This window comes from Halomonas sp. HG01 (assembly GCF_000968715.2).
In the GTDB taxonomy this organism is placed as follows: Bacteria; Pseudomonadota; Gammaproteobacteria; order Pseudomonadales; family Halomonadaceae; genus Halomonas; species Halomonas halophila.
The window spans coordinates 127,146-144,223 of the sequence record NZ_CP022134.1; the positions used below are offsets into that span (position 1 = coordinate 127,146).

General features: G+C 70.4%; 18 protein-coding genes. 8 read left to right on the forward strand and 10 right to left on the reverse strand.

Going from position 1 to position 17,078, the window contains the following annotated elements; genetic code table 11:
* Window positions 1–51 precede the first annotated feature (51 nt).
* Complete coding sequence (gene dctP / locus UN84_RS00560) at window positions 52–1,158, reverse strand: TRAP transporter substrate-binding protein DctP (protein WP_046078112.1); 1,107 nt, start codon at window positions 1,156–1,158, stop codon at window positions 52–54.
* Between the two features lie 318 nt (window positions 1,159–1,476).
* Between dctP and UN84_RS00565 the strand changes: the two genes are divergently transcribed.
* A complete protein-coding gene (locus UN84_RS00565; RefSeq protein ID WP_173834933.1) occupies window positions 1,477–3,687 on the forward strand; it encodes a tRNA(Met) cytidine acetyltransferase TmcA in 2,211 nt (736 codons plus the stop codon).
* A 32-nt stretch (window positions 3,688–3,719) separates the two neighbouring features.
* The gene (locus UN84_RS00570; protein WP_173834934.1) at window positions 3,720–5,186 is read left to right on the forward strand and encodes an aminoacyl-histidine dipeptidase; all 1,467 of its coding nucleotides are present in this window, start codon (window positions 3,720–3,722) and stop codon (window positions 5,184–5,186) included.
* 6 nt (window positions 5,187–5,192) lie between these two features.
* Here the strand turns inward: UN84_RS00570 and UN84_RS00575 are convergent, their stop codons facing one another.
* The gene (locus UN84_RS00575; protein WP_046078109.1) at window positions 5,193–5,579 is read right to left on the reverse strand and encodes a hypothetical protein; all 387 of its coding nucleotides are present in this window, start codon (window positions 5,577–5,579) and stop codon (window positions 5,193–5,195) included.
* A 103-nt stretch (window positions 5,580–5,682) separates the two neighbouring features.
* Here UN84_RS00575 and rmuC point away from each other — a divergent pair, with 103 nt between their 5' ends.
* Window positions 5,683–7,119 (forward strand): DNA recombination protein RmuC, encoded by a 1,437-nt coding sequence (gene rmuC / locus UN84_RS00580; RefSeq protein ID WP_046078108.1) that lies wholly within the window; start codon window positions 5,683–5,685, stop codon window positions 7,117–7,119.
* Between the two features lie 69 nt (window positions 7,120–7,188).
* Here the strand turns inward: rmuC and UN84_RS00585 are convergent, their stop codons facing one another.
* Window positions 7,189–7,662: a Dps family protein gene (locus tag UN84_RS00585; RefSeq protein WP_035599316.1), complete on the reverse strand. Its 474-nt coding sequence runs from the start codon at window positions 7,660–7,662 to the stop codon at window positions 7,189–7,191.
* Window positions 7,663–7,844: 182 nt separating this feature from the next.
* Between UN84_RS00585 and UN84_RS00590 the strand changes: the two genes are divergently transcribed.
* Window positions 7,845–8,372: a hypothetical protein gene (locus UN84_RS00590; protein WP_046078107.1), complete on the forward strand. Its 528-nt coding sequence runs from the start codon at window positions 7,845–7,847 to the stop codon at window positions 8,370–8,372.
* Window positions 8,369–8,776: a hypothetical protein gene (locus UN84_RS00595; RefSeq protein WP_052719270.1), complete on the forward strand. Its 408-nt coding sequence runs from the start codon at window positions 8,369–8,371 to the stop codon at window positions 8,774–8,776. The genes UN84_RS00590 and UN84_RS00595 overlap by 4 nt, the downstream gene beginning before the upstream one ends.
* Before the next feature lie 10 nt (window positions 8,777–8,786).
* Here UN84_RS00595 and UN84_RS00600 read toward each other — a convergent pair whose 3' ends face one another.
* Complete coding sequence (locus tag UN84_RS00600; RefSeq protein ID WP_046078106.1) at window positions 8,787–9,218, reverse strand: HIT domain-containing protein; 432 nt, start codon at window positions 9,216–9,218, stop codon at window positions 8,787–8,789.
* A 102-nt stretch (window positions 9,219–9,320) separates the two neighbouring features.
* On the opposite strand from UN84_RS00600, the gene UN84_RS00605 reads away from it, so the two are divergent.
* Both UN84_RS00605 and UN84_RS00610 read left to right on the forward strand, forming a co-directional pair.
* On the forward strand, window positions 9,321–10,067 hold the full coding sequence (locus UN84_RS00605) for a sulfite exporter TauE/SafE family protein (RefSeq protein ID WP_046078105.1): 747 nt from the start codon (window positions 9,321–9,323) through the stop codon (window positions 10,065–10,067).
* A 79-nt stretch (window positions 10,068–10,146) separates the two neighbouring features.
* The gene (locus UN84_RS00610) at window positions 10,147–10,278 is read left to right on the forward strand and encodes an entericidin A/B family lipoprotein (protein ID WP_035599326.1); all 132 of its coding nucleotides are present in this window, start codon (window positions 10,147–10,149) and stop codon (window positions 10,276–10,278) included.
* 4 nt (window positions 10,279–10,282) lie between these two features.
* Here UN84_RS00610 and UN84_RS00615 read toward each other — a convergent pair whose 3' ends face one another.
* The 3 genes from UN84_RS00615 to UN84_RS00625 all read right to left on the reverse strand — a co-directional run bounded on the left by UN84_RS00615 (window position 10,283) and on the right by UN84_RS00625 (window position 13,667).
* Complete coding sequence (locus UN84_RS00615) at window positions 10,283–10,786, reverse strand: acyl-CoA thioesterase (protein WP_046078104.1); 504 nt, start codon at window positions 10,784–10,786, stop codon at window positions 10,283–10,285.
* Window positions 10,787–10,888: 102 nt separating this feature from the next.
* Window positions 10,889–12,199 carry a short-chain fatty acid transporter gene (locus tag UN84_RS00620; RefSeq protein ID WP_046078103.1) on the reverse strand — a complete coding sequence of 437 codons (1,311 nt, stop codon included), beginning with the start codon at window positions 12,197–12,199 and terminating at the stop codon, window positions 10,889–10,891.
* A 133-nt stretch (window positions 12,200–12,332) separates the two neighbouring features.
* The gene (locus UN84_RS00625; RefSeq protein WP_046078102.1) at window positions 12,333–13,667 is read right to left on the reverse strand and encodes an MATE family efflux transporter; all 1,335 of its coding nucleotides are present in this window, start codon (window positions 13,665–13,667) and stop codon (window positions 12,333–12,335) included.
* A 144-nt stretch (window positions 13,668–13,811) separates the two neighbouring features.
* Here UN84_RS00625 and UN84_RS00630 point away from each other — a divergent pair, with 144 nt between their 5' ends.
* A complete protein-coding gene (locus UN84_RS00630; protein WP_082090813.1) occupies window positions 13,812–14,126 on the forward strand; it encodes a hypothetical protein in 315 nt (104 codons plus the stop codon).
* An 81-nt stretch (window positions 14,127–14,207) separates the two neighbouring features.
* Here UN84_RS00630 and UN84_RS00635 read toward each other — a convergent pair whose 3' ends face one another.
* Genes UN84_RS00635 through UN84_RS00645 form a run of 3 tightly spaced genes read right to left on the reverse strand, consistent with a single transcriptional unit; the run spans window position 14,208 to window position 16,886 of the window.
* Window positions 14,208–14,456, reverse strand: coding sequence for a YfhL family 4Fe-4S dicluster ferredoxin (locus UN84_RS00635; protein WP_046078101.1), 249 nt, complete (start codon window positions 14,454–14,456; stop codon window positions 14,208–14,210).
* 58 nt (window positions 14,457–14,514) lie between these two features.
* Window positions 14,515–14,994 (reverse strand): pantetheine-phosphate adenylyltransferase, encoded by a 480-nt coding sequence (gene coaD, locus UN84_RS00640; RefSeq protein ID WP_035599346.1) that lies wholly within the window; start codon window positions 14,992–14,994, stop codon window positions 14,515–14,517.
* Window positions 14,994–16,886 (reverse strand): beta-ketoacyl synthase, encoded by a 1,893-nt coding sequence (locus tag UN84_RS00645; protein ID WP_046078100.1) that lies wholly within the window; start codon window positions 16,884–16,886, stop codon window positions 14,994–14,996. The genes coaD and UN84_RS00645 overlap by 1 nt, the downstream gene beginning before the upstream one ends.
* Window positions 16,887–17,078 lie beyond the last annotated feature (192 nt).

Sequence of the window (17,078 nt, forward strand, 5' to 3'; positions counted from 1 at the left end):
GCGGCCTCGAGAGTGCCGCCGGCCGGACAGGGGAATCGGGCCGTGAACCGCTTACGGGTTCATGCAGGCCTCGATGTCCTCGAGGGAGGGCAGGTTGTCGGTGACCCGGCTCATGTTGAAGGGCACCGAGACGTCCCGCCACTGGGCGTAGTCCTGCATGTAGCTGATCATCGAGTGGTAGACCTTGGCGTGCATCGGGTCCTCGCAGGCGCCCTGCACGATCACCTCGTTGGTGATGTCCTGGATCGTCGCCAGGTCTTCCTCGGAGAGCTGGTTGATGGTGGTGCCGTCCTCGAGGAACTGGGCGGTGCCCTCGGTGGACTGCTTTTCGGACCAGGCCAGCGACCAGGCCATGGTCGCCTCGGCGGCGATCTTCAGGGTCTCCTGGGTCTCCTCGGAGAGCGCGTCCCAGGCGTCCTGGTTGATCATCACGCCGAACACGCTGGCCGACTGGTGCCAGCCCGGGGTCATCCAGTAGTCGGCGACCTCGGAGAAACCGGCCTTGTAGTCCACGCCCGGGGTCGAGAACTCGGCGCCGTCGACCACGCCGCGCTCGATGGCCTGGTAGATCTCGCCGCCGGCCAGGGTGACCTGGGAGCCGCCGAGCTGCTCCAGCACCCGGCCCTGGTCGCGGCCCGAGAGGCGCAGACGCTTGCCTTCCAGGTCGGCGAGGCTCTCGATCGGCGTGCCGCCGCGGAAGCCGGACTCGTTGTTGGTGATGCCGTAGGGCAGATAGACCATGTTGTACTGGCCGTAGACCTCCTGATAGAGATCGAAGCCGCCCCACTGGTTGATCCAGTTCAGGTAGTCCACGCCGTTGAACAGGCTGGTGGTGGTGGCCAGGGGCGAGAAGGCCGGGCTGCGACCCGCCCAGTAGCCCGGCCAGTCGCCGGCGGCCTGGATGCTGCCGGTCTCGGTGGCATCGAACACCTCGGTGCCGGGCATCAGGGTGCCGCCGGCGTAGAACTCGATCTTCAGCTCGTCGCCGGCCAGGTGGTTGACCAGCTCTGCCCAGTGGCGGTCGATCTGGATCAGATCGAGGTTGTCCGGCCAGGTGGTGGTCATGGTCCAGGATTCCTGGGCCTGGGCGGTGCTGGTCAGGCCGGCCAGGGCGATGCCGGCAGCCAGGCCGGTCAGGGCGAAACGCGTCGGCTTCATGGCGATACTCTCCCGAAAGCTTGTTCTGGTTGTGGGGATGATGCGGTGCAAAAAACACGGTCGCCCGCCGGTGAGGGGCTCGGCGTGGCGACCCTGGAAACAAGCTAGCATGGGGCGCAGGGAGCGCGAGAAGGCCTCCAAACGTCGAAGTGGCGGCCGCGCGGGTCGGCAGTGTTGTCCTTCTGGTCAGGCAAAATCCTTGATTTTCAGGTGTATAAAACAAGGGTATGGCCGGTATGCTGCATCGCCGAAGGGGCGCCGGGCGTTGAAAGGGCGTCACCCGCTTAGACCAAAGTTCAGCGATTGAAGAGACTACTGATGGAAGCTTCCGTGCCCGCCGAGCTGCTGGCCTGTCAGCTCTGCCTGGGCGAACGCCGCTGGCGGGGCCTGGTGTGGCTGTCCGGTGAGGTCGAGGATGTGCGTGCCCGGGGACTGGCGCTCTGGCATGCCCTCGGCGTCAAAGCGCCACTGTGGGTCGGCCCCGAGCCGCCTGCCGGGCTCGAAGCCGCGGCCTGGCTGCCCGCCGCCAAGGCGCGGAACCGGCTCGGCGGCGAGCACGACCTGATCGTCTTCGACGCGTTGTCGCCCGGGGCCGGCTTCGACCCCGACGCCTTCGGCGCGCTCTCGGGCACCCTGCGCGCCGGTGGGCTGCTGGTGCTGCTGACCCCCGACGACTGGGGCGCGCGCCCCGACGCCGACTACGCCCGGCTCGCCGCCCACCCGCATGCGGCCGAGGCGCTCTCGGCGCACTATCTGGCGCGTCTCGCCCGCCTGCTGGAGGCGTCGCCGCGGACGATCCGCTGGCCCGCCGAGGGCCCGCCGATGCTGCCCGACTGGCCCGAGGCGCCGCCGTCTGGGCCGATATCCGAGGCGGCGCCCGACGATGGCGACTGCCTGACCGCCGATCAGGCCGAGGCGGTGGCGCGGCTGGTCCGGCTACGCCGGCGCCGGCCGCTGGTGCTCACCGCCGACCGTGGTCGCGGCAAGACGGCGGCGCTCGGCATCGCCTGCGCCCGGCTGCTGGCGAAGGCGCAGCAAGACGGCGCCGAGATCGAGATCCTCGTCACCGCGCCGCGCCCCGCGGCGGTGGCCGGGCTGTTCGAGCGTCTCGCCGCGCTGTGCCCCGAGGGCCGGCACCAGGGGAACCGCTTCGAGGATGCCGGCGGCCGCGTGACCTTCCTCGCGCCGGACGAGCTCAGCGCCCGCGTCGCGCGCGGCGAGGCCGGCGGCGCCGGCACCTGGCTGCTGGTCGACGAGGCCGCGGCGATGCCGGCCGGGCTGCTCGGGCAGTGGCTGTCGGCCTTCCCGCGCATCGCCTTCGCCACCACTGTGCACGGCTACGAAGGCGCCGGGCGCGGCTTCGCGCTGCGCTTCCGCGCGCGGCTGGAGCGCCTGACGCCGGAGTGGCGGGAGTATCACCTGTCCGCGCCGATCCGCTGGGCCGAGGACGACCCGCTGGAGGCGTTGACCTCGAGGCTGCTGATGCTCGACGCCGAGCCGGTCGCGCCCGATGACATCGGATCGAAGGCCACGGCCGCCTGGCGGGTCGAGTCGCCGGAGGCGCTGGCCCATGACGAGCCGCGCCTGCGGGCGCTGTTCGGGTTGCTGGTGCAGGCCCACTACCGCACCACGCCGAGCGATCTGCGCCACCTGCTGGACGGTCCGGACACCCGGGTCGTCACCCTGGGCGATGCCGCCGGCCCCGCGGCCGTGGCGGTGGTGGCCGACGAGGGCGGCTTCGACGCCGCCCTGGCCGAGCGGGTGGCGCGGGGCGAGCGCCGCCCGCGCGGGCACCTGATGGCCCAGTCGCTGGCCGCCCACGCCGGCTCGCGGGAGGCGTTGACCGGCCGCCTGCGCCGGGTGCAGCGCATCGCCGTGCATTCGGGCGCGCGTCGCCGCGGGCTGGGACGCGAACTGCTGGCGCGGGAGCGAGAGGCGGCCGGTGACGCGGGCGTCGCCCTGCTGGGGGCGAGCTTCGGCGCCGAGCCGGGGCTGCTCGCCTTCTGGCGCGCCCAGGGCTTTCGCACGGTGCGCCTCGGCCTGACCCGCGAGGCGGCCACCGGCGAGCACGCGGTGATGGTGGTCGCGCCGGCGGGCGAGGGCGGCGAGGCCCTGGCCGAGCGGCTGGCGAGCCATTTCCAGGCCCTGCTGCCGTCGCTGCTGGCCTTCGAGCTGAAGGCGCTCGACCCGGCGGTGGCGCTGGCGCTGCTGGCCGAGGGCGAGCCCCGGCCGCTCGACGACGCGGCGTGCCGCGACCTCGAGGACGTGGCCCACGGCCACCGCGAGCCGGCGCTGGTGCGTCCCGCGATCCAGGCGCTGATCCGCCGGGTCGCCGCCCGCGAAGGCACCGGCGAGGCGGACGCCGATCTCGCGGCGCTCGCCGCCTGGGCCTTCCAGGGCCGCGACACGGCCTGGCTGGCCGCGCGGCTGGGGCTCGCCGGCGGCAAGGCGGTGGACGCCTGGCGCCGCCAGCAGGTGGCGCGCCGGCTGGCCGGGCCGACGCTTTCCTCGGGCCGGGGCGAGGGGTAGAGTGCCCGGGTCAACGTCGATACAGAAGCACCATGAACGCACATCTCGAGCAGCTCTCGCCGCAGCCCCTGTGGCGCCACTTCCGCACCCTGTGCAACACGCCGCGCCCCTCCGGCCACGAGGCCGCGCTGGTGGCCCTCCTCGAGGCCTGGGCCGACCAGCGCGGCCTGGCCCACGACCGCGACGCCTACGGCAACCTGCGCCTGCGCAAGCCGGCCAGCCCCGGCCATGAAGGCGCGCCGGGCATCGTGCTGCAGGGCCATCTGGACATGGTCGCCCAGGCCAACGCCGATCATCCCCACGACTTCACCCGCGACCCCATCGATACCTTTGTGGAGGATGGCTGGCTGCACGCCCGACACACCACCCTGGGCGCCGACAACGGCCTCGGCGTGGCGGCGGCGCTGGCGGTCCTCGAGGATGACACCCTGACCCACGGCCCGCTGGAGGCGCTGTTCACCCTCGAGGAGGAGTCCTCCATGGGCGGCGCGCTGAACCTGGCCGAGGACTGGCTGGACGGCCGGCTGCTGCTCAACCTGGACTCCGAGGATCGCGGTCAGGTCTACATCGGCTGCGCCGGCGGGGCCGACGTGATGGTCGACGCCCAGCTGCCGACCTCGGCGCTGCGCGACGAGGAAGTCGCGGTGCGGTTGTCCCTCACCGGCCTGCGCGGCGGCCACTCCGGCATCGATATCGACAAGGGCCGCGGCAACGCCAACCGCCTGCTGATGCGGGTGCTGCGCGACCTGGAGTCGCTCGACGCGCGGCTGGTCGACTATCGCGGCGGTACCCTGCGCAACGCCCTGCCGAGGGAGGCCTTCGCCACCCTGGCGCTGCCCGTCGACGCGGTCGAGGCCGCCCGCGAGCGGCTGCCGACCCTGGAGGCCCGGCTGCGCGACGAGCTGGCCGGCGCCGACGACGGCCTGGCGCTGGCGCTCGAGCGCGTGTCGGCCCCCGAGGGCGAGGCGCTCACCCGCGATGCCAGCCGGCTGCTGGTGGCCGCGCTGCACGCCGCGCCCTGCGGCGTCGAGCGCATGAGCGTGGCCGTGCCCGGGGTGGTGGAGACCTCCAACAACCTGGGCGTGGTGTCGCTGGAGGCGGGTCGCTTCCATCTCTGCGCCCTGGTGCGTTCGCTGCGTGACAGCGCGGTCGAGGATCTGGCCGACCGCTTCCGCGCGCTGTTCGACCTGATCGGCGCCCGCACCCGGGTCGAGAACGCCTATCCGGGCTGGACGCCGGACCCCGATAGCCCGCTGCTGGCCCGCTTCCGCGCGCTGCATGCCGCGCGGCTGGACGTCGACCCCCAGGTCAAGGTGATCCACGCCGGCCTGGAGTGCGGCATCCTCGGCGCCAAGTACCCGGACATGTCGATGATCTCCTTCGGCCCGCTGATCCGCGGCGCCCACTCGCCGGACGAGCGGGTCGAGCTGGCCTCGGTGGAGGAGTTCTGGGGATTGCTGCGAGCGCTGATCGAGGACCTGGCCACGCCGGCGAGCTGAGCCGGCTCAGTGCCGGCCACGGGCCCTGTCGTGCTCAAGGAACCAGTGCGATTCGCCGACCCGGTCGCGATCGATGCGTCGGGGGCCGTGGGGGTGTCGTGGCCGGGGATCGTGCGGGCGCCAGCGGTCGTCGAGGTCGATCCGCGGCTCGACGATGATCAGCGGCGTCGCGCTATCGTGTCGCCGGGGCTCGGTCTCTCGCGGATGGGTGCGATAGCGGCCCGGCGTCTCCCGATCGTCCGGGCCGTTGCCGTAGTGGGCGGGCCCGTGCTGATGCGTCTCGCCGGTGCCGTAGACCACGGGCCCGTGGCGGATGTCGTCCGCCATGGCCGGCGATGGCAGCGCGAGCGGCAGCAGGAGCGAGGCGAGCAGGGCGGTCGTCGGGCGGCGCATCGAAGCCTCCTCGGCGGGTGAGCGGTGTTCCCAGTATAGTGACGGCGATATCGCCGCGCGGGAGCGTGCGGCGTTCGCGACGGGCGTGATCAGGGAGGGCAGCATGCTCGATGAGATGACGGGAACCGGCGGTGGCGTGATGATCGCCCTCGGCGCGCTGGCGCTGCTGGCCGTCGGCTGGGGGCTCGCCCAGCGGCGCCGGCTGGCCGAAACGTGCCGCGAGCGGGATGAGGCGCGCCGCGAGCTGTCCGAGACGCGCGACGAACTGGCCGAGCGCCGGAACGCCGCCGCCCGGCTGGAGCAGGAGCTGACCCAGAGCGACGCCCAGCTCGACGGCTGCCGCGAGCGGCTGGAGAGCCTCGAGGCAGAACTCGGCGAGGCCCGCGACCGGCTGGCCGAACAGCGCGAGCGCTCGGCTCGGCTGGAGGCGGAGCGCGAACAGACGGCGCTCCGCCATCGCGAGCAGCTGGCGCTGCTGGAGGAGGCCCGGGAGCGGCTCAAGGACGAGTTCCACCAGCTCGCCGGCAAGGTCTTCGAGGAGCGTCAGCAGGCCTACAGCGCCCAGAGTCGCGAGAGCCTGGAGGCCTTGCTCCAGCCGTTCCGCGAGCAGGTCGAGCAGTTCCGCCAGCGGGTCGAGACGCTGCACGGCCAGGAGCAGCGCGAGCGCGGCTCGCTCAAGGCCCAGCTCGACCAGCTGGCCGGGCTCAACGCCCGACTCGGTGACGAGGCGGCCACGCTTGCCCGGGCGCTCAAGGGCGATCAGAAGGCCCAGGGCAACTGGGGCGAGCTGATCCTCGAGACGGTGCTGGAGCGCAGCGGCCTGCGCCGCGACGTCGAATACCGTCGCGAGGTGTCGATCGACGGCGAGGCCGGCCGGCAGCGTCCAGATGCCGTCATCTACCTGCCCGAGTCGCGCCATCTGATCGTCGACGCCAAGGTCTCGCTGGTGGCCTGGAACCGGGTGGTCAACGCCGAGGGCGAGGCCGAGCGCGAGGCGGCCATGGGCGATCACCTGCGCTCGCTGCGCGCCCACGTGCGCGGGCTCGCCGCCAAGGACTATCCCGCCCTGCCGGGGCTGCACTCGCCGGACTTCGTGTTCCTGTTCGTGGCGGTGGAACCGGCCTTCGCGGCGGCCTTCGAGCGCGACCCGACGCTGTTCCAGGAGGCCTTCGACCGCCAGGTGGTGATGGTCACGCCGACCACGCTGCTGGCCAGCCTGCGCACCGTGGCCGGGCTGTGGAGCCTGGAGCGCCAGAACGAGAACGCGCGGCTGATCGGCGAGCGCGCCGAGCGGCTGCTGACCAAGTTCTCCGGCCTGGTGGAGAGCCTGCAGGAGGTGGGGCGCCATCTTGAGCGCGCCGGTGACAGCCATCGCCGCGCGGTCAACCGGCTCTCCGAGGGCCAGGGCAGCCTGGTGGCCCAGGCCCGCGAGCTGGAGCGGCTGGGCGTGCGCATGAAGAAGCCGCTGCCCGACGAGCTGGTGCGTGCCGCCGAGGGCGAAGCGTCGGGCGCCGCCGCGTCGGGCGACGAACCGTCCTGACTCTTTCCCGACCAACGCAAGACGCCGCCCCGAGGGGCGGCGTCATCTGGTGCTGGTGCGTTTTCAGGCTCAACCGAGATAGGCGTTGAGCATCCAGACGGTTTTCTCCTGCTCGCGGATGTAGTCGCCGACCTGGGCCGCGGTGCCCTCGTCGTCGGCATCGGAGGCCAGCGAGAGGATCTCGCGCTGCAGCTCGAGCATCTGCTGGTAGCCCTGAACCACGCCGCGCACGCAGGCCTGGCCGTCGTGAACGTTCTTGTCTTCCTCGATGCTGGCGATCTTGAAGTAGTCGCTGTAGGCGTGCACCGGGGTATGGCCCAGGGTCAGGATGCGCTCGGCGACTTCGTCGACCTTGGTCAGCAGGTCGGTGTAGAGCTCCTCGAACTTCTCGTGCAGCTGGAAGAACTGCTGGCCCTTCACGTTCCAGTGGTAGCCGCGCACGTTCATGTAGAAGATCTGATAGTTGGCCAGCAGGACGTTGAGTCGCTCGGCGAGCTGGCTGGCGCTGCCTTCGTGCAGGCCGATGCTGTTGGTGTCGCTCATGTAGATGCCTCCTTGATCTCTGTACTGCCGATGTAGGCGAGCAGTGTATGCGAGCAGAGCATGGGGGATAAGCTAATTGACTGCATCGCCATCATAGCCCTGTTCCATGACATCGAGGCGTCGTCGCCGTCTTTCAAGGGGGCGCGCTGCTAGACTCCAGGCAGATCTAGGAGAAATCGCGCATGTGGCGTCCATTGGGAATCATCCTGCTCGCGGGGCTGGCCGGCTGTCAGGCGCTGCCATCACAGCTGCCGGTGGCCGAGCCGCCGCCCGCCGAGGCGTGCCACTGGCCGCGCGGCGACGACGTGCCGCCGATCACCCTGGCCGGCGCGGTGGCGGCGCTGGAGGACGACGACTTCCTGATCCGCCACACCGAGACGACGCTGGGGCTGGTCAGCGCCGAGCGCTCCCGGCGTACCTTCTTCCACGGCGCCCCCGAGCCGGACATCTTCCTGCTGGGCGCGTCCCGCGGCGCCGTCGGCCACGGGGTGCTGATCGGCGGCGGCGTGGGCTTCGGCCTGCTCGACGACGAGGCCACCGAGATCGAGCGGGTCTCGGTGGCGATCGGCGAGCGGACGGTGCGGGTGAGCCGGGATATCCGCCTGTTCGACTGGCGGGGCGAGCTGCGCCGCTCGCGCACCGCCAGCGACGACGGCTTCTGCCGCGAGCTGCGCGAGGCGATGCGCCGTCGGTCGGAGGAGGCCTCATGAGACGTTCGGGCGTGACACGGGCGGCGCTGCTGGCGCTTGGGCTGATACTGGGACCAGGGCTGGGGCTGGGAGGATGCGCGACGCCGCCGTCGCCGGCCGTGCCCGCCACCCGCACGCTCGCGGTGGCGCCGGCCTCGGTGCTGGAGGCCTCGCTGTCGATGCTGATGGAGCGCGGCTATGTGATTCGCCACGCCGACGCCGAACTGGGGCGCCTGGAGGCGGTGATCGCCCGCTGGCCCGGCTATCGCGTGCAGCTCGATATCGAGGCGGCCGACGGCGTGAACGGCGAGGCGAACGTTGGCCGGAGCCGGCTGGCGATGACCGCCTGGCGCGGCGGCCGGCCGCTGCCGCCGTCGCTGGTCGAGCCGCTGCTGACCGAGCTGAGCGTTCGCCTCGACCGCTAGCCTCTCTGACTTACGACCCGCGCAGGGTGTCGATGCCGTCGACGATCGCCAGCAGCCGGTCGCGCATCGCCGCCAGGCCGTCCAGATCGTAGGGTTCGGCCTGGCCCTGGCCCCAGACCGGCCCCGGCCAGGCGTCGTCGCCTTCCCGGCGCAGCACCACGTGCAGATGTAGCTGCGGCACCAGGTTGCCGAGGGTGGCGATGTTGAGCTTGTCGCCGCCGAGGGTCTCCTTGATGGCGCGACCGAGCAGGCCGGCCTCGCGCCACAGCTGCTGCTGATCGTCCTCGCTCATGTCGAATACCTCGACCACGCCGGTCCGGCGCGGAATCAGCACCAGCCAGGGGTAGCGGGTGTCGTCCATCAGCCGCAGCTGGCACAGCGGCAGCTCGGTGAGCGGGTGGCTGTCCTCGATCAGGCGGGGATCCAGCGTGACGTCCGTCATGGGGGCTCCTGGTGGCATCCTGGGGGCGTGATGGCGCTATGATGGCACAGCGCGGCGCCCGGCGATGCCCCGGGCGCGTCACCGACCGGAAAGGATGCCATCATGACGCCACTCGAGCTCCTGGCCCTGTTCGCCATCGGCGGGCTGGCCGGCTTCATCAACGTGCTGTCGGCGGGGGGCTCGATGCTGACCCTGCCGCTGCTGATCTTCCTGGGGTTGCCGCCCCAGGCCGCCAACGGCACCAACCGGGTGTCGGTCGCCCTGCAGAGCGTGTCGGCGGTGGCCAACTTCTTCCGCGCCGGCGCCCATCACCTGGGCCTGAGCCTGCGCCTGGCGGTGCCGGCGATGCTCGGCGCCCTGCTCGGGGCTCGCCTGGCGCTGGACGTGAGCGACGCCCTGTTCGAGACCGTACTGGTGGTGGTCATGGCGCTGTCGGCGCTGCTGATGCTGCTGCCGCAGCCGAAGCTCGAGACCCGGCCGCTGACGCCGGAGCGGCTCACGCCGGCGATCTATCTGGCGATGTTCGCCATCGGCGTCTACGGCGGCTTCATCCAGGTCGGGGTGGGTATCCTGTTCATCGTGGTGCTCTACCGCTTGCTGAAGATCGACCTGGCCCAGGTGAACGTCTTCAAGGTGCTGATCGTGCTGGTCTACACCCTGCCAGCACTGGCCGTGTTCGTGTTCGAGGGCCAGGTGCGCTGGGGCTACGGCCTGGCGCTGGCCGCCGGCAGCATGACCGGCGCCTGGCTGGCGGTGAAGGTCAACATGAGCCCCCGGGGGGCGCTGTGGGTGAAGTGGCTGACCGTGGCGGTGATCGTGGCGATCATGCTGCGGCTGCTGTTGACCTGACGGGGCTGGCTCAACGCGCCGGGTTTGCTAGATTGAATCGGCACAGGCAGTTCTCATGAACCCATACTCAGGAGCTCATATGAAACGGACTCTTCTGCTGTCGATCGCCGCGCTCTTCACCCTGTCCCTGCTCGCCGGCTGCAACACCGTGCGCGGCGTGGGCCAGGACATCGAGCAGGGTGGCGAGGCGATCCAGGAAACCTCCTACTGATGCATCATCCGGCGCCGTGTTCGACCTGGGCACGGCGCTCCTCTTCCTCGGCCTGCTTGCGCCGTTGCTTGCGCATCTCGGCCTTCTCGAAACGCAGCCGCTGGGTATCGGTCTCGAGGGCCAGCTCCGGTACCCGGGCCGGCTTGCCGTGCTCGTCCACCGCCACCATGGTCAGGTAACAGCTGTTGGTGTGGCGGATCAGCTTGTTCTGGATGTCCTCGGCGACCACCTTGATGCCGATCTCCATGGAGGAGCGGCCCACGTGATTGACGCTGGCGAGGAAGGTCACTAGCTCGCCGACGTGGATCGGCTGCTTGAACAGCACCTGGTCCACCGACAGGGTCACCACGTAGTGCCCGGAGAAGCGGCTGGCGCAGGCGTAGGCCACCTCGTCGAGCTTCTTGAGGATGGCGCCGCCGTGCACCTTGCCGCTGAAGTTGGCCATGTCGGGGGTCATCAGCACGGTCATGGTCAGTTCGTGCTGGCCGGAAAGGGCGTGTTCGTCCATCGAGAGGGGATCCTTGGGTCTATTTTCCCCACAGCATAACGCCTTGCCCCCGCAATGGGGACAAGGCGTTCCTGGTTGCCATTGTTTAAAAGAGAGCGCTGGTTACAACCAGGTCAGGCCGACGGCGATGATGATGCCGGTCAGCAGCAGCTGGACCAGGCAGAAGCCCATGATGTCCTTGGCCTTGAGGCCGGCGATGCCGAGCACCGGCAGGGCCCAGAACGGCTGCAGCAGGTTGGTCCAGGCGTCGCCCCAGGCCACGGCCATGGCGACCCGCGGCACGTCGACGCCCAGCGCCTCGGCGGCCGGCAGCATCACCGGCGCCTGCACGGCCCACTGGCCGCCGCCGGAGGGCACGAAGATGTTGACGATGCCGGCGCTGATGAAGGTCCAGAACGGCAATGTGGTCTCGGTGGCCAGCGAGACCAGCGCCTGGGACAGCGTCTCGGCCAGCCCCGACTGCACCATGATCGCCATGATGCCGGCGTAGAAGGGGAACTGGATGACGATGCCGGCGCCACCCTTGATCGCCTCCTGCAGGCTCTCGAGCAGGCTGCGCGGGGTGCGGTGCAGCACGATGGCCAGGAACAGGAACAGGAAGTTGACCACGTTGAGGTTGAGCCCGCCGCCCTGCAGCACGAAGTGGTCGACCAGGAACAGGAGCCCGGGGATGCCGACCAGCCAGGCCAGGGTCATGCTGTTCTCGAGGCGTTCCGCCGGGCGGGTGATGCGCACGCGCCGCTCCTCGTCGTCCTCGAGCAGGCTCGGGTCGATGAACACGCTGTCCTTCTCGTCGGGCAGCATCAGGCGGTTGAACAGCGGTACGGCGACGAACAGCGCCACCACGATGGCCAGGTTGAACAGCGAGAAGATGGTTTCGGAGGTACCGATCACGCCGATCTGCTCGACGCTGAAGTGGCCCTCGGTGGCGATGGTCAGCGGCACCGAGCCGGCCAGGCCGCCGTGCCAGACGATGAAGCCCGAGTAGGCGCTGGCCACCAGCAGCCGGTAGTCGACGCGGATCTGCTTGGCGAGCTCCTTGGCGAACAGCGCGCCGACCACCAGGCCGAAGCCCCAGTTGATCCAGCTCGCCGCCAGCGACACCAGGGTGACCAGTACGATCGCCGCGCCGGCGTTGTTGGCCAGGCCGGCGAGGCGCCGCAGCAGGCGTTTCACGGGCGGCGAGCTGGCCAGCATGTAGCCGGTGACCAGCACCAGCAGCATCTGCATCGAGAAGGTCAGCAGGTTCCAGAAGCCGTCGCCCCAGAAGCGCAGCACCGCCAGCGGCGTCTGGCGTTCCACGGCGATGGCCGCCGCCGCGGCGATCACGGTCAGCAGCAGCACGAAGATATAAGGGTCGGGCAGGTAGCGTTCGACCAGCTTCACGGCCGGACGCGAGATTACCTTCAGCATGGAGACATCCCTTTTCGCTGGTGAAGAGCCGCCGGAGCGGCTGGGAGAGCAAGCCTCGGGTCAATTGACGCCAACGTAAAGGTAAAATGTAGTCAAAGCCGACGAATGTCTAAGTTTTTCCGCCCGACGCGGTTTAAACGTCGGTGCCTGACCAGCGCGTGCGGCGGTAGTGAAGGTAATAGGCGATCAGCACCCCCGAGCGCACCGCGGTGAACAGGGTGAAGGCCAGCCATAGCCCGTGGTTGCCGAGGCCGCGACTCAGCCACCAGACGGGCAGATAGACCGCCAGGGCGATGAAGATGCTGTTGCGCATCTCGCGCGTGGACGTGGTGCCGATGAAGACGCCGTCGAGCAGGTAGCTCCACACCGCGATCAGCGGCATGGCGACCATCCACGGCAGGTACTCGCCGGCGGTGTCGCGCACTTCCGGCAGCCCGGTGAGCAGGGCGATCAGCCAGGGGCCGCCGATGGCGAAGGCCAGGGAAGCGAGGCCGGCGGTGAGCAGCGAGAAACGCGCCGCGGCGCGCACCGAGGCGGCGAACTCCTCCCAGCGACCGCGGCCCACTGCTCGGCCGGTCAGCGCCTCGGCGGCGTGGGCGAAGCCGTCCAGGCCGTAGGAGGTCAGCATGATGAACTGCAGCAGCACGGCGTTGGCCGCCAGCACGGTGTCGCCCTGGGCGGCGCCGCGGGAGGTGAAGAAGGCCATGGCAAACAGCAGCCCCAGGGTGCGCACGAACAGCTGGGCGTTGACCGCGAACAGCTCACGGTAGGCCGAGAGCCGCAGCAGCCGCGCGCGGCGAAAGCGTCCGCCGAGGCCCGCCAGCTGGTGCCACACCCGCCACAGGCCGAAGGCCAGCGCCGTGTAGTCGGCGATCACCGTGGCCCAGGCCACGCCGTCGCTGGTCATGCCCAGGCCGACCACGAACACCAGGTCCAGGACGATGTTGACGCCGTTGGTCAGCACCAGCAGCGCCAGGGTCACCCGTGAGTTCTGCTGGCCGAGGAACCAGCCGAGGATGGCGTAGTTGGCCAGCACCGCCGGCGCCGAAAGCAGCCGGATGCCGGCGTATTCCGCGGCCAGCCGGGTGGCCTCGGGGCTGCCGTCGAGCAGCCGGAGGCCGAGCGCGATCAGGGGGTCGCCGGCCAGGATCAGCACGACGCCGATCGCCGCCGCCAGCAGCAGCGACTGGCCCAGCAGGGTCTTCACCGATTCGTCGTCCTCCCGGCCCGCCGCCTGGGAGGTCAGCCCGGTGGTGCCCATGCGCAGGAAGCCGAAGCCCCAGTAGAGGAAGCCGAACAGGGTGGCGCCGAGCGTCACCGCGGCCAGGTAGCGGGAATCCGGCAGATGGCCGACCACGGCGGTATCGACCAGGCCGAGCAGCGGCACGGTGATGTTGGAGAGGATGATCGGCCAGGCCAGAGCCCAGATGCGCTGTGAGGAACGGGCGGTCGAGGCGGTCGCGGTCACGGTGGCTCCGGTCGGTGGCTGGAGGCGGGGAGCATGGCCGCTGGCATCGGGCAGTGCAAGCGGCCCGGCGTCGCCAGTCCGTCTACGCTGGAGAGAAAGCCGGGGAGGCGTCCCCGAATGTCACCATCGCAGGAGGGACGAGCCATGACACGAGTGAACGGTGGGAGCCTGGGGCTGGCGTTGCTACTGGCGCTGCTGATGAGCGCACCGTCGGCGCTGGCCACGGACGATGAAGCGCGTCCCAGCGGCGGCGCCATGGCGGTGGATGCCCTGTTCGCCCGGCCGCTGCTGGCCGCGGCCACGGTGGGTGGCACGGCGGTGTTTCTGGTCTCGCTGCCGTTCAGCGCCTTGGGCGGTAACGTCGAGGAGGCCGCGGAGACGCTGATCAAGACGCCCGCCGAGGCGACGTTCCGGCGCTGTCTGGGCTGTGAGGTGAGTCGTCGCGCCGACGAGATGTAAACGCGACCTGCAAACACGACGCCCCGCGCAAGGCGGGACGTCGTGGTGTCTGTCGTCGCGGCGTCTGTAGTGGCGAGACGGTCAGGCGGCGGTGATGCGCTCGTACTTCGCCATCAGCTGCTCCTGGCTCTCCTTGCGCTCGGGGTCGAGCGGGATGCAGTCCACCGGGCAGACCTGCTGGCACTGGGGCTCGTCATAGTGGCCGACGCACTCGGTGCACAGGCCGGGGTCGATGACGTAGATCTCTTCCCCCGGCGAGATGGCGCCGTTGGGGCATTCGGGTTCGCAGACGTCGCAGTTGATGCACTCGTCGGTGATCATCAGGGCCATGGAGTACCTCACGAAAATCGCGGCCGGCGGGCTCGGGCATCATGCCCGAGTGCCATGGTCAGGTATTGTAATGCCGCTTCAGCGTTTCGGCGACCTCGGGGTGCACGTGCTTCGAGACGTCGCCGCCGAGCCGGGCGATCTCGCGCACCAGGCTCGAGGAGATGTAGGAGTTCTCCACCTCCGGTGTCAGGAACACCGTCTCGAGCTCGGGCATCTGGGCGCGGTTCATGTTGGCCAGCTGCAGCTCGTACTCGAAGTCCGAGACCGCGCGCAGCCCGCGCAGCAGCACCCGGGCCTGCTGCTGCTTCATGAATTCGGTCATCAGCCCCGAGAAACCCGTCACCTCGACGTTGTCGAGGCCCTCGACCACCCGGCGCGCCAGGGCGGTCCGGGTATCGAGGTCCAGCGTCGGCCCCTTGCCGGGGCTGGTGGCGATGGCCACCACCACCTTGTCGAACAGCCGCGAGGCGCGCTCGATCAGGTCGAAGTGACCGTTGGTAATGGGGTCGAAGGTGCCGGGGTAGACGGCGACGTTCATCACGCTTCTCCGTCGTCGAGGCGTCCGAAGGGATTGTCCACGGCCAGCGAGACCGGCTTGGCGTAGCCCGGGATGCGGATGCTGTCCGCGCCGACCTCGAGCTCGGGGCCCTCCAGCACGCCCTCGCCGAAGCGATAGCGGGGCTGGAAGCGGCCGCGGTCGGCCTCGCGATGATAGGCGGCGGCGGCCTGGCGGGTGGCCTCGCGGCGGCTGCGCCATTCGTCCATCGCGGCGTCGCCGTGGCGGGCGGTCATCAGCCGCTCGGTGACGGCCGGCGACAGCACCACGCCGGTGGCGTTGTTGCCGCCGAAGCCCTTGGCGTTGACGAAGGCGGCGTCGGCGGCGAAGCGCAGCGGCTCGCGGAACAGTCGCAGGCGTTCGGCGTGCAGGTCTTCGGGCTGGCTGTCATCCAGGGTCGGGATGCCCGGCAGCAGGTCGTGGGCGAAGCTGCCCAGGGCGCTGGCCAGCTGGTCGCCGGCGGCGCTGCCCTGGGAATGGCCGACGAAGGCCTTGACCGCCACCACCGGCCAGTCCTCGATGCCGTGGGCCTGGGCGACCATGTCGAAGACGTGGGACTCGGTCTCGCGGTTCTTCGGCGTGCTGGTGCCGTGGGCGTGCAGGAAGGTGCGTTCGCGCAGGGCGGTCTCGCCGAGCATCTCGCGCACCAGCGAGGCGGCCTTGCCGAGGGTGATGTAGTTGCCGATGCCGGGCGCCGAGATCGAGCGCTTCCAGCCGTCGGCGTTGACGAACACGTCCGGCACGCTGCCCAGCACCTCGGCGCCGACCTCCAGCGCCAGGGCGTCGTCCATCAGCATCACGAACTGACTGGACTCGCCCATGGTGAAGCCGCAGTTGCGGGCGAACGGGCGGCAGGCGCGCTGGTAGTCCAGGTCGGTGAGCAGCTCGAGGGCGTCCAGCGCCTTGAGACTCTCGTCGTCGGCCAGGGCGCCCATGGTGCGGAAGCCCTCGATGATCTCGGGGGTGATCGGCGCGTCGGCGGTGCCGACCATCACCACCCGGCGGCGGCCGGCGCGGATGTCGTCGACGCCCAGGCGCAGGTTGTAGAGGAAGCTGGCGCAGGCGCCGAGTGCCGCGCCGGTGCTGCCGACGCTGCCGAGGACATAGGCGTTGAGGAAGTCGGCCGGCATCTGGCCGTAGCCCAGCGGCATCTGCTTGGAGGTGGCGCGCTTGCCGGTGGCGAAGCTCTTGAGCAGCCCGCCCCAGCCGTCGTCGTCGAGCTGGCCGATGGAGTTGCCGGCGTAGACGGCGACCTGGTCGGGGTCGAGTCGGTCATGCAGGTCTTCCCAGGCCAGGCCGCTGTCGCCCAGGCAGTCGCTGGCGGCGAAGATCGCCATGGACAGGCCGCGCGGATGGTGCACGCTGCGGTACAGCTGACCGGGCTCGAAGCCGGAGGGCAGCTGGCCGGCGGCGCGCACCTGGGCCGGGCGAGTCTCGGGCAGCATGACGTCCATCTCGCCGGCCGGCACCGTCACTTCCAGATGCTTGCGGTCGATCTCGCGGACCTGCCAGGTGGGCGGCAGGCTGTCCGGCAGCTGACGACGGCGTACCCGGAAGGTCATCGGCGCCTCGAGATCGAGGCTGGCGCGACGGTTGGCGGGCAGGCCCTCGGCGTTGAAACGGGGGTCTTCGTTGCGACGGATCAGGGTATGGTCGAGCACGCGCTGGCGGGTCTGCTCGACGATGGCCGCGGCGTCGAGGGGGTTGCCGTCGGCGTCGTGCCAGGCATCGTCGGCCTGGGCGCTGGCCAGGCGCATCATGGCCGCCAGGCCGAGCAGGGTCTGGGCTTGGACGTCGTCGGGCAAGGCGTCGAGCACGGTGCGGCGAAACGCCTGATGTCCCGAGGCTCGGCCGGCGGGATTCACGCCACCCATGCCCACGATCACCGGTAAATGTGACAAGCCGGGTTCCTCGTAGTGCGGTTGATATATGGGCTGCTATTGTCCTTTTGGCCAAGGATCATAGCACCCGGCCCGGTGCGCCGTCATGCGGGGCATGGAGGGGTTTTCCACAACCCGGCCGGCCGGGCAGGCGAGAGGCCCTCGGGCCGGCCCATGGCTGGTAGA

Excerpts from the sequence above, each read along its gene's own strand:
- coaD (WP_035599346.1), bottom strand. The coding sequence starts at position 14,994 with ATGAACGTCGCCGTCTACCCCGGCACCTTCGACCCCATTACCAACGGT.
- UN84_RS00620 (WP_046078103.1), bottom strand. The coding sequence starts at position 12,199 with ATGCTGAAGGTAATCTCGCGTCCGGCCGTGAAGCTGGTCGAACGCTAC.
- rmuC (WP_046078108.1), top strand. The coding sequence starts at position 5,683 with ATGCTCGATGAGATGACGGGAACCGGCGGTGGCGTGATGATCGCCCTC.
- UN84_RS00595 (WP_052719270.1), top strand. The coding sequence starts at position 8,369 with ATGAGACGTTCGGGCGTGACACGGGCGGCGCTGCTGGCGCTTGGGCTG.
- UN84_RS00570 (WP_173834934.1), top strand. The coding sequence starts at position 3,720 with ATGAACGCACATCTCGAGCAGCTCTCGCCGCAGCCCCTGTGGCGCCAC.
- UN84_RS00600 (WP_046078106.1), bottom strand. The coding sequence starts at position 9,218 with ATGACGGACGTCACGCTGGATCCCCGCCTGATCGAGGACAGCCACCCG.
- UN84_RS00610 (WP_035599326.1), top strand. The coding sequence starts at position 10,147 with ATGAAACGGACTCTTCTGCTGTCGATCGCCGCGCTCTTCACCCTGTCC.
- UN84_RS00630 (WP_082090813.1), top strand. The coding sequence starts at position 13,812 with ATGACACGAGTGAACGGTGGGAGCCTGGGGCTGGCGTTGCTACTGGCG.
- dctP (WP_046078112.1), bottom strand. The coding sequence starts at position 1,158 with ATGAAGCCGACGCGTTTCGCCCTGACCGGCCTGGCTGCCGGCATCGCC.
- UN84_RS00635 (WP_046078101.1), bottom strand. The coding sequence starts at position 14,456 with ATGGCCCTGATGATCACCGACGAGTGCATCAACTGCGACGTCTGCGAA.
- UN84_RS00575 (WP_046078109.1), bottom strand. The coding sequence starts at position 5,579 with ATGCGCCGCCCGACGACCGCCCTGCTCGCCTCGCTCCTGCTGCCGCTC.
- UN84_RS00585 (WP_035599316.1), bottom strand. The coding sequence starts at position 7,662 with ATGAGCGACACCAACAGCATCGGCCTGCACGAAGGCAGCGCCAGCCAG.
- UN84_RS00645 (WP_046078100.1), bottom strand. The coding sequence starts at position 16,886 with ATGGGTGGCGTGAATCCCGCCGGCCGAGCCTCGGGACATCAGGCGTTT.
- UN84_RS00615 (WP_046078104.1), bottom strand. The coding sequence starts at position 10,786 with ATGGACGAACACGCCCTTTCCGGCCAGCACGAACTGACCATGACCGTG.
- UN84_RS00565 (WP_173834933.1), top strand. The coding sequence starts at position 1,477 with ATGGAAGCTTCCGTGCCCGCCGAGCTGCTGGCCTGTCAGCTCTGCCTG.
- UN84_RS00605 (WP_046078105.1), top strand. The coding sequence starts at position 9,321 with ATGACGCCACTCGAGCTCCTGGCCCTGTTCGCCATCGGCGGGCTGGCC.
- UN84_RS00590 (WP_046078107.1), top strand. The coding sequence starts at position 7,845 with ATGTGGCGTCCATTGGGAATCATCCTGCTCGCGGGGCTGGCCGGCTGT.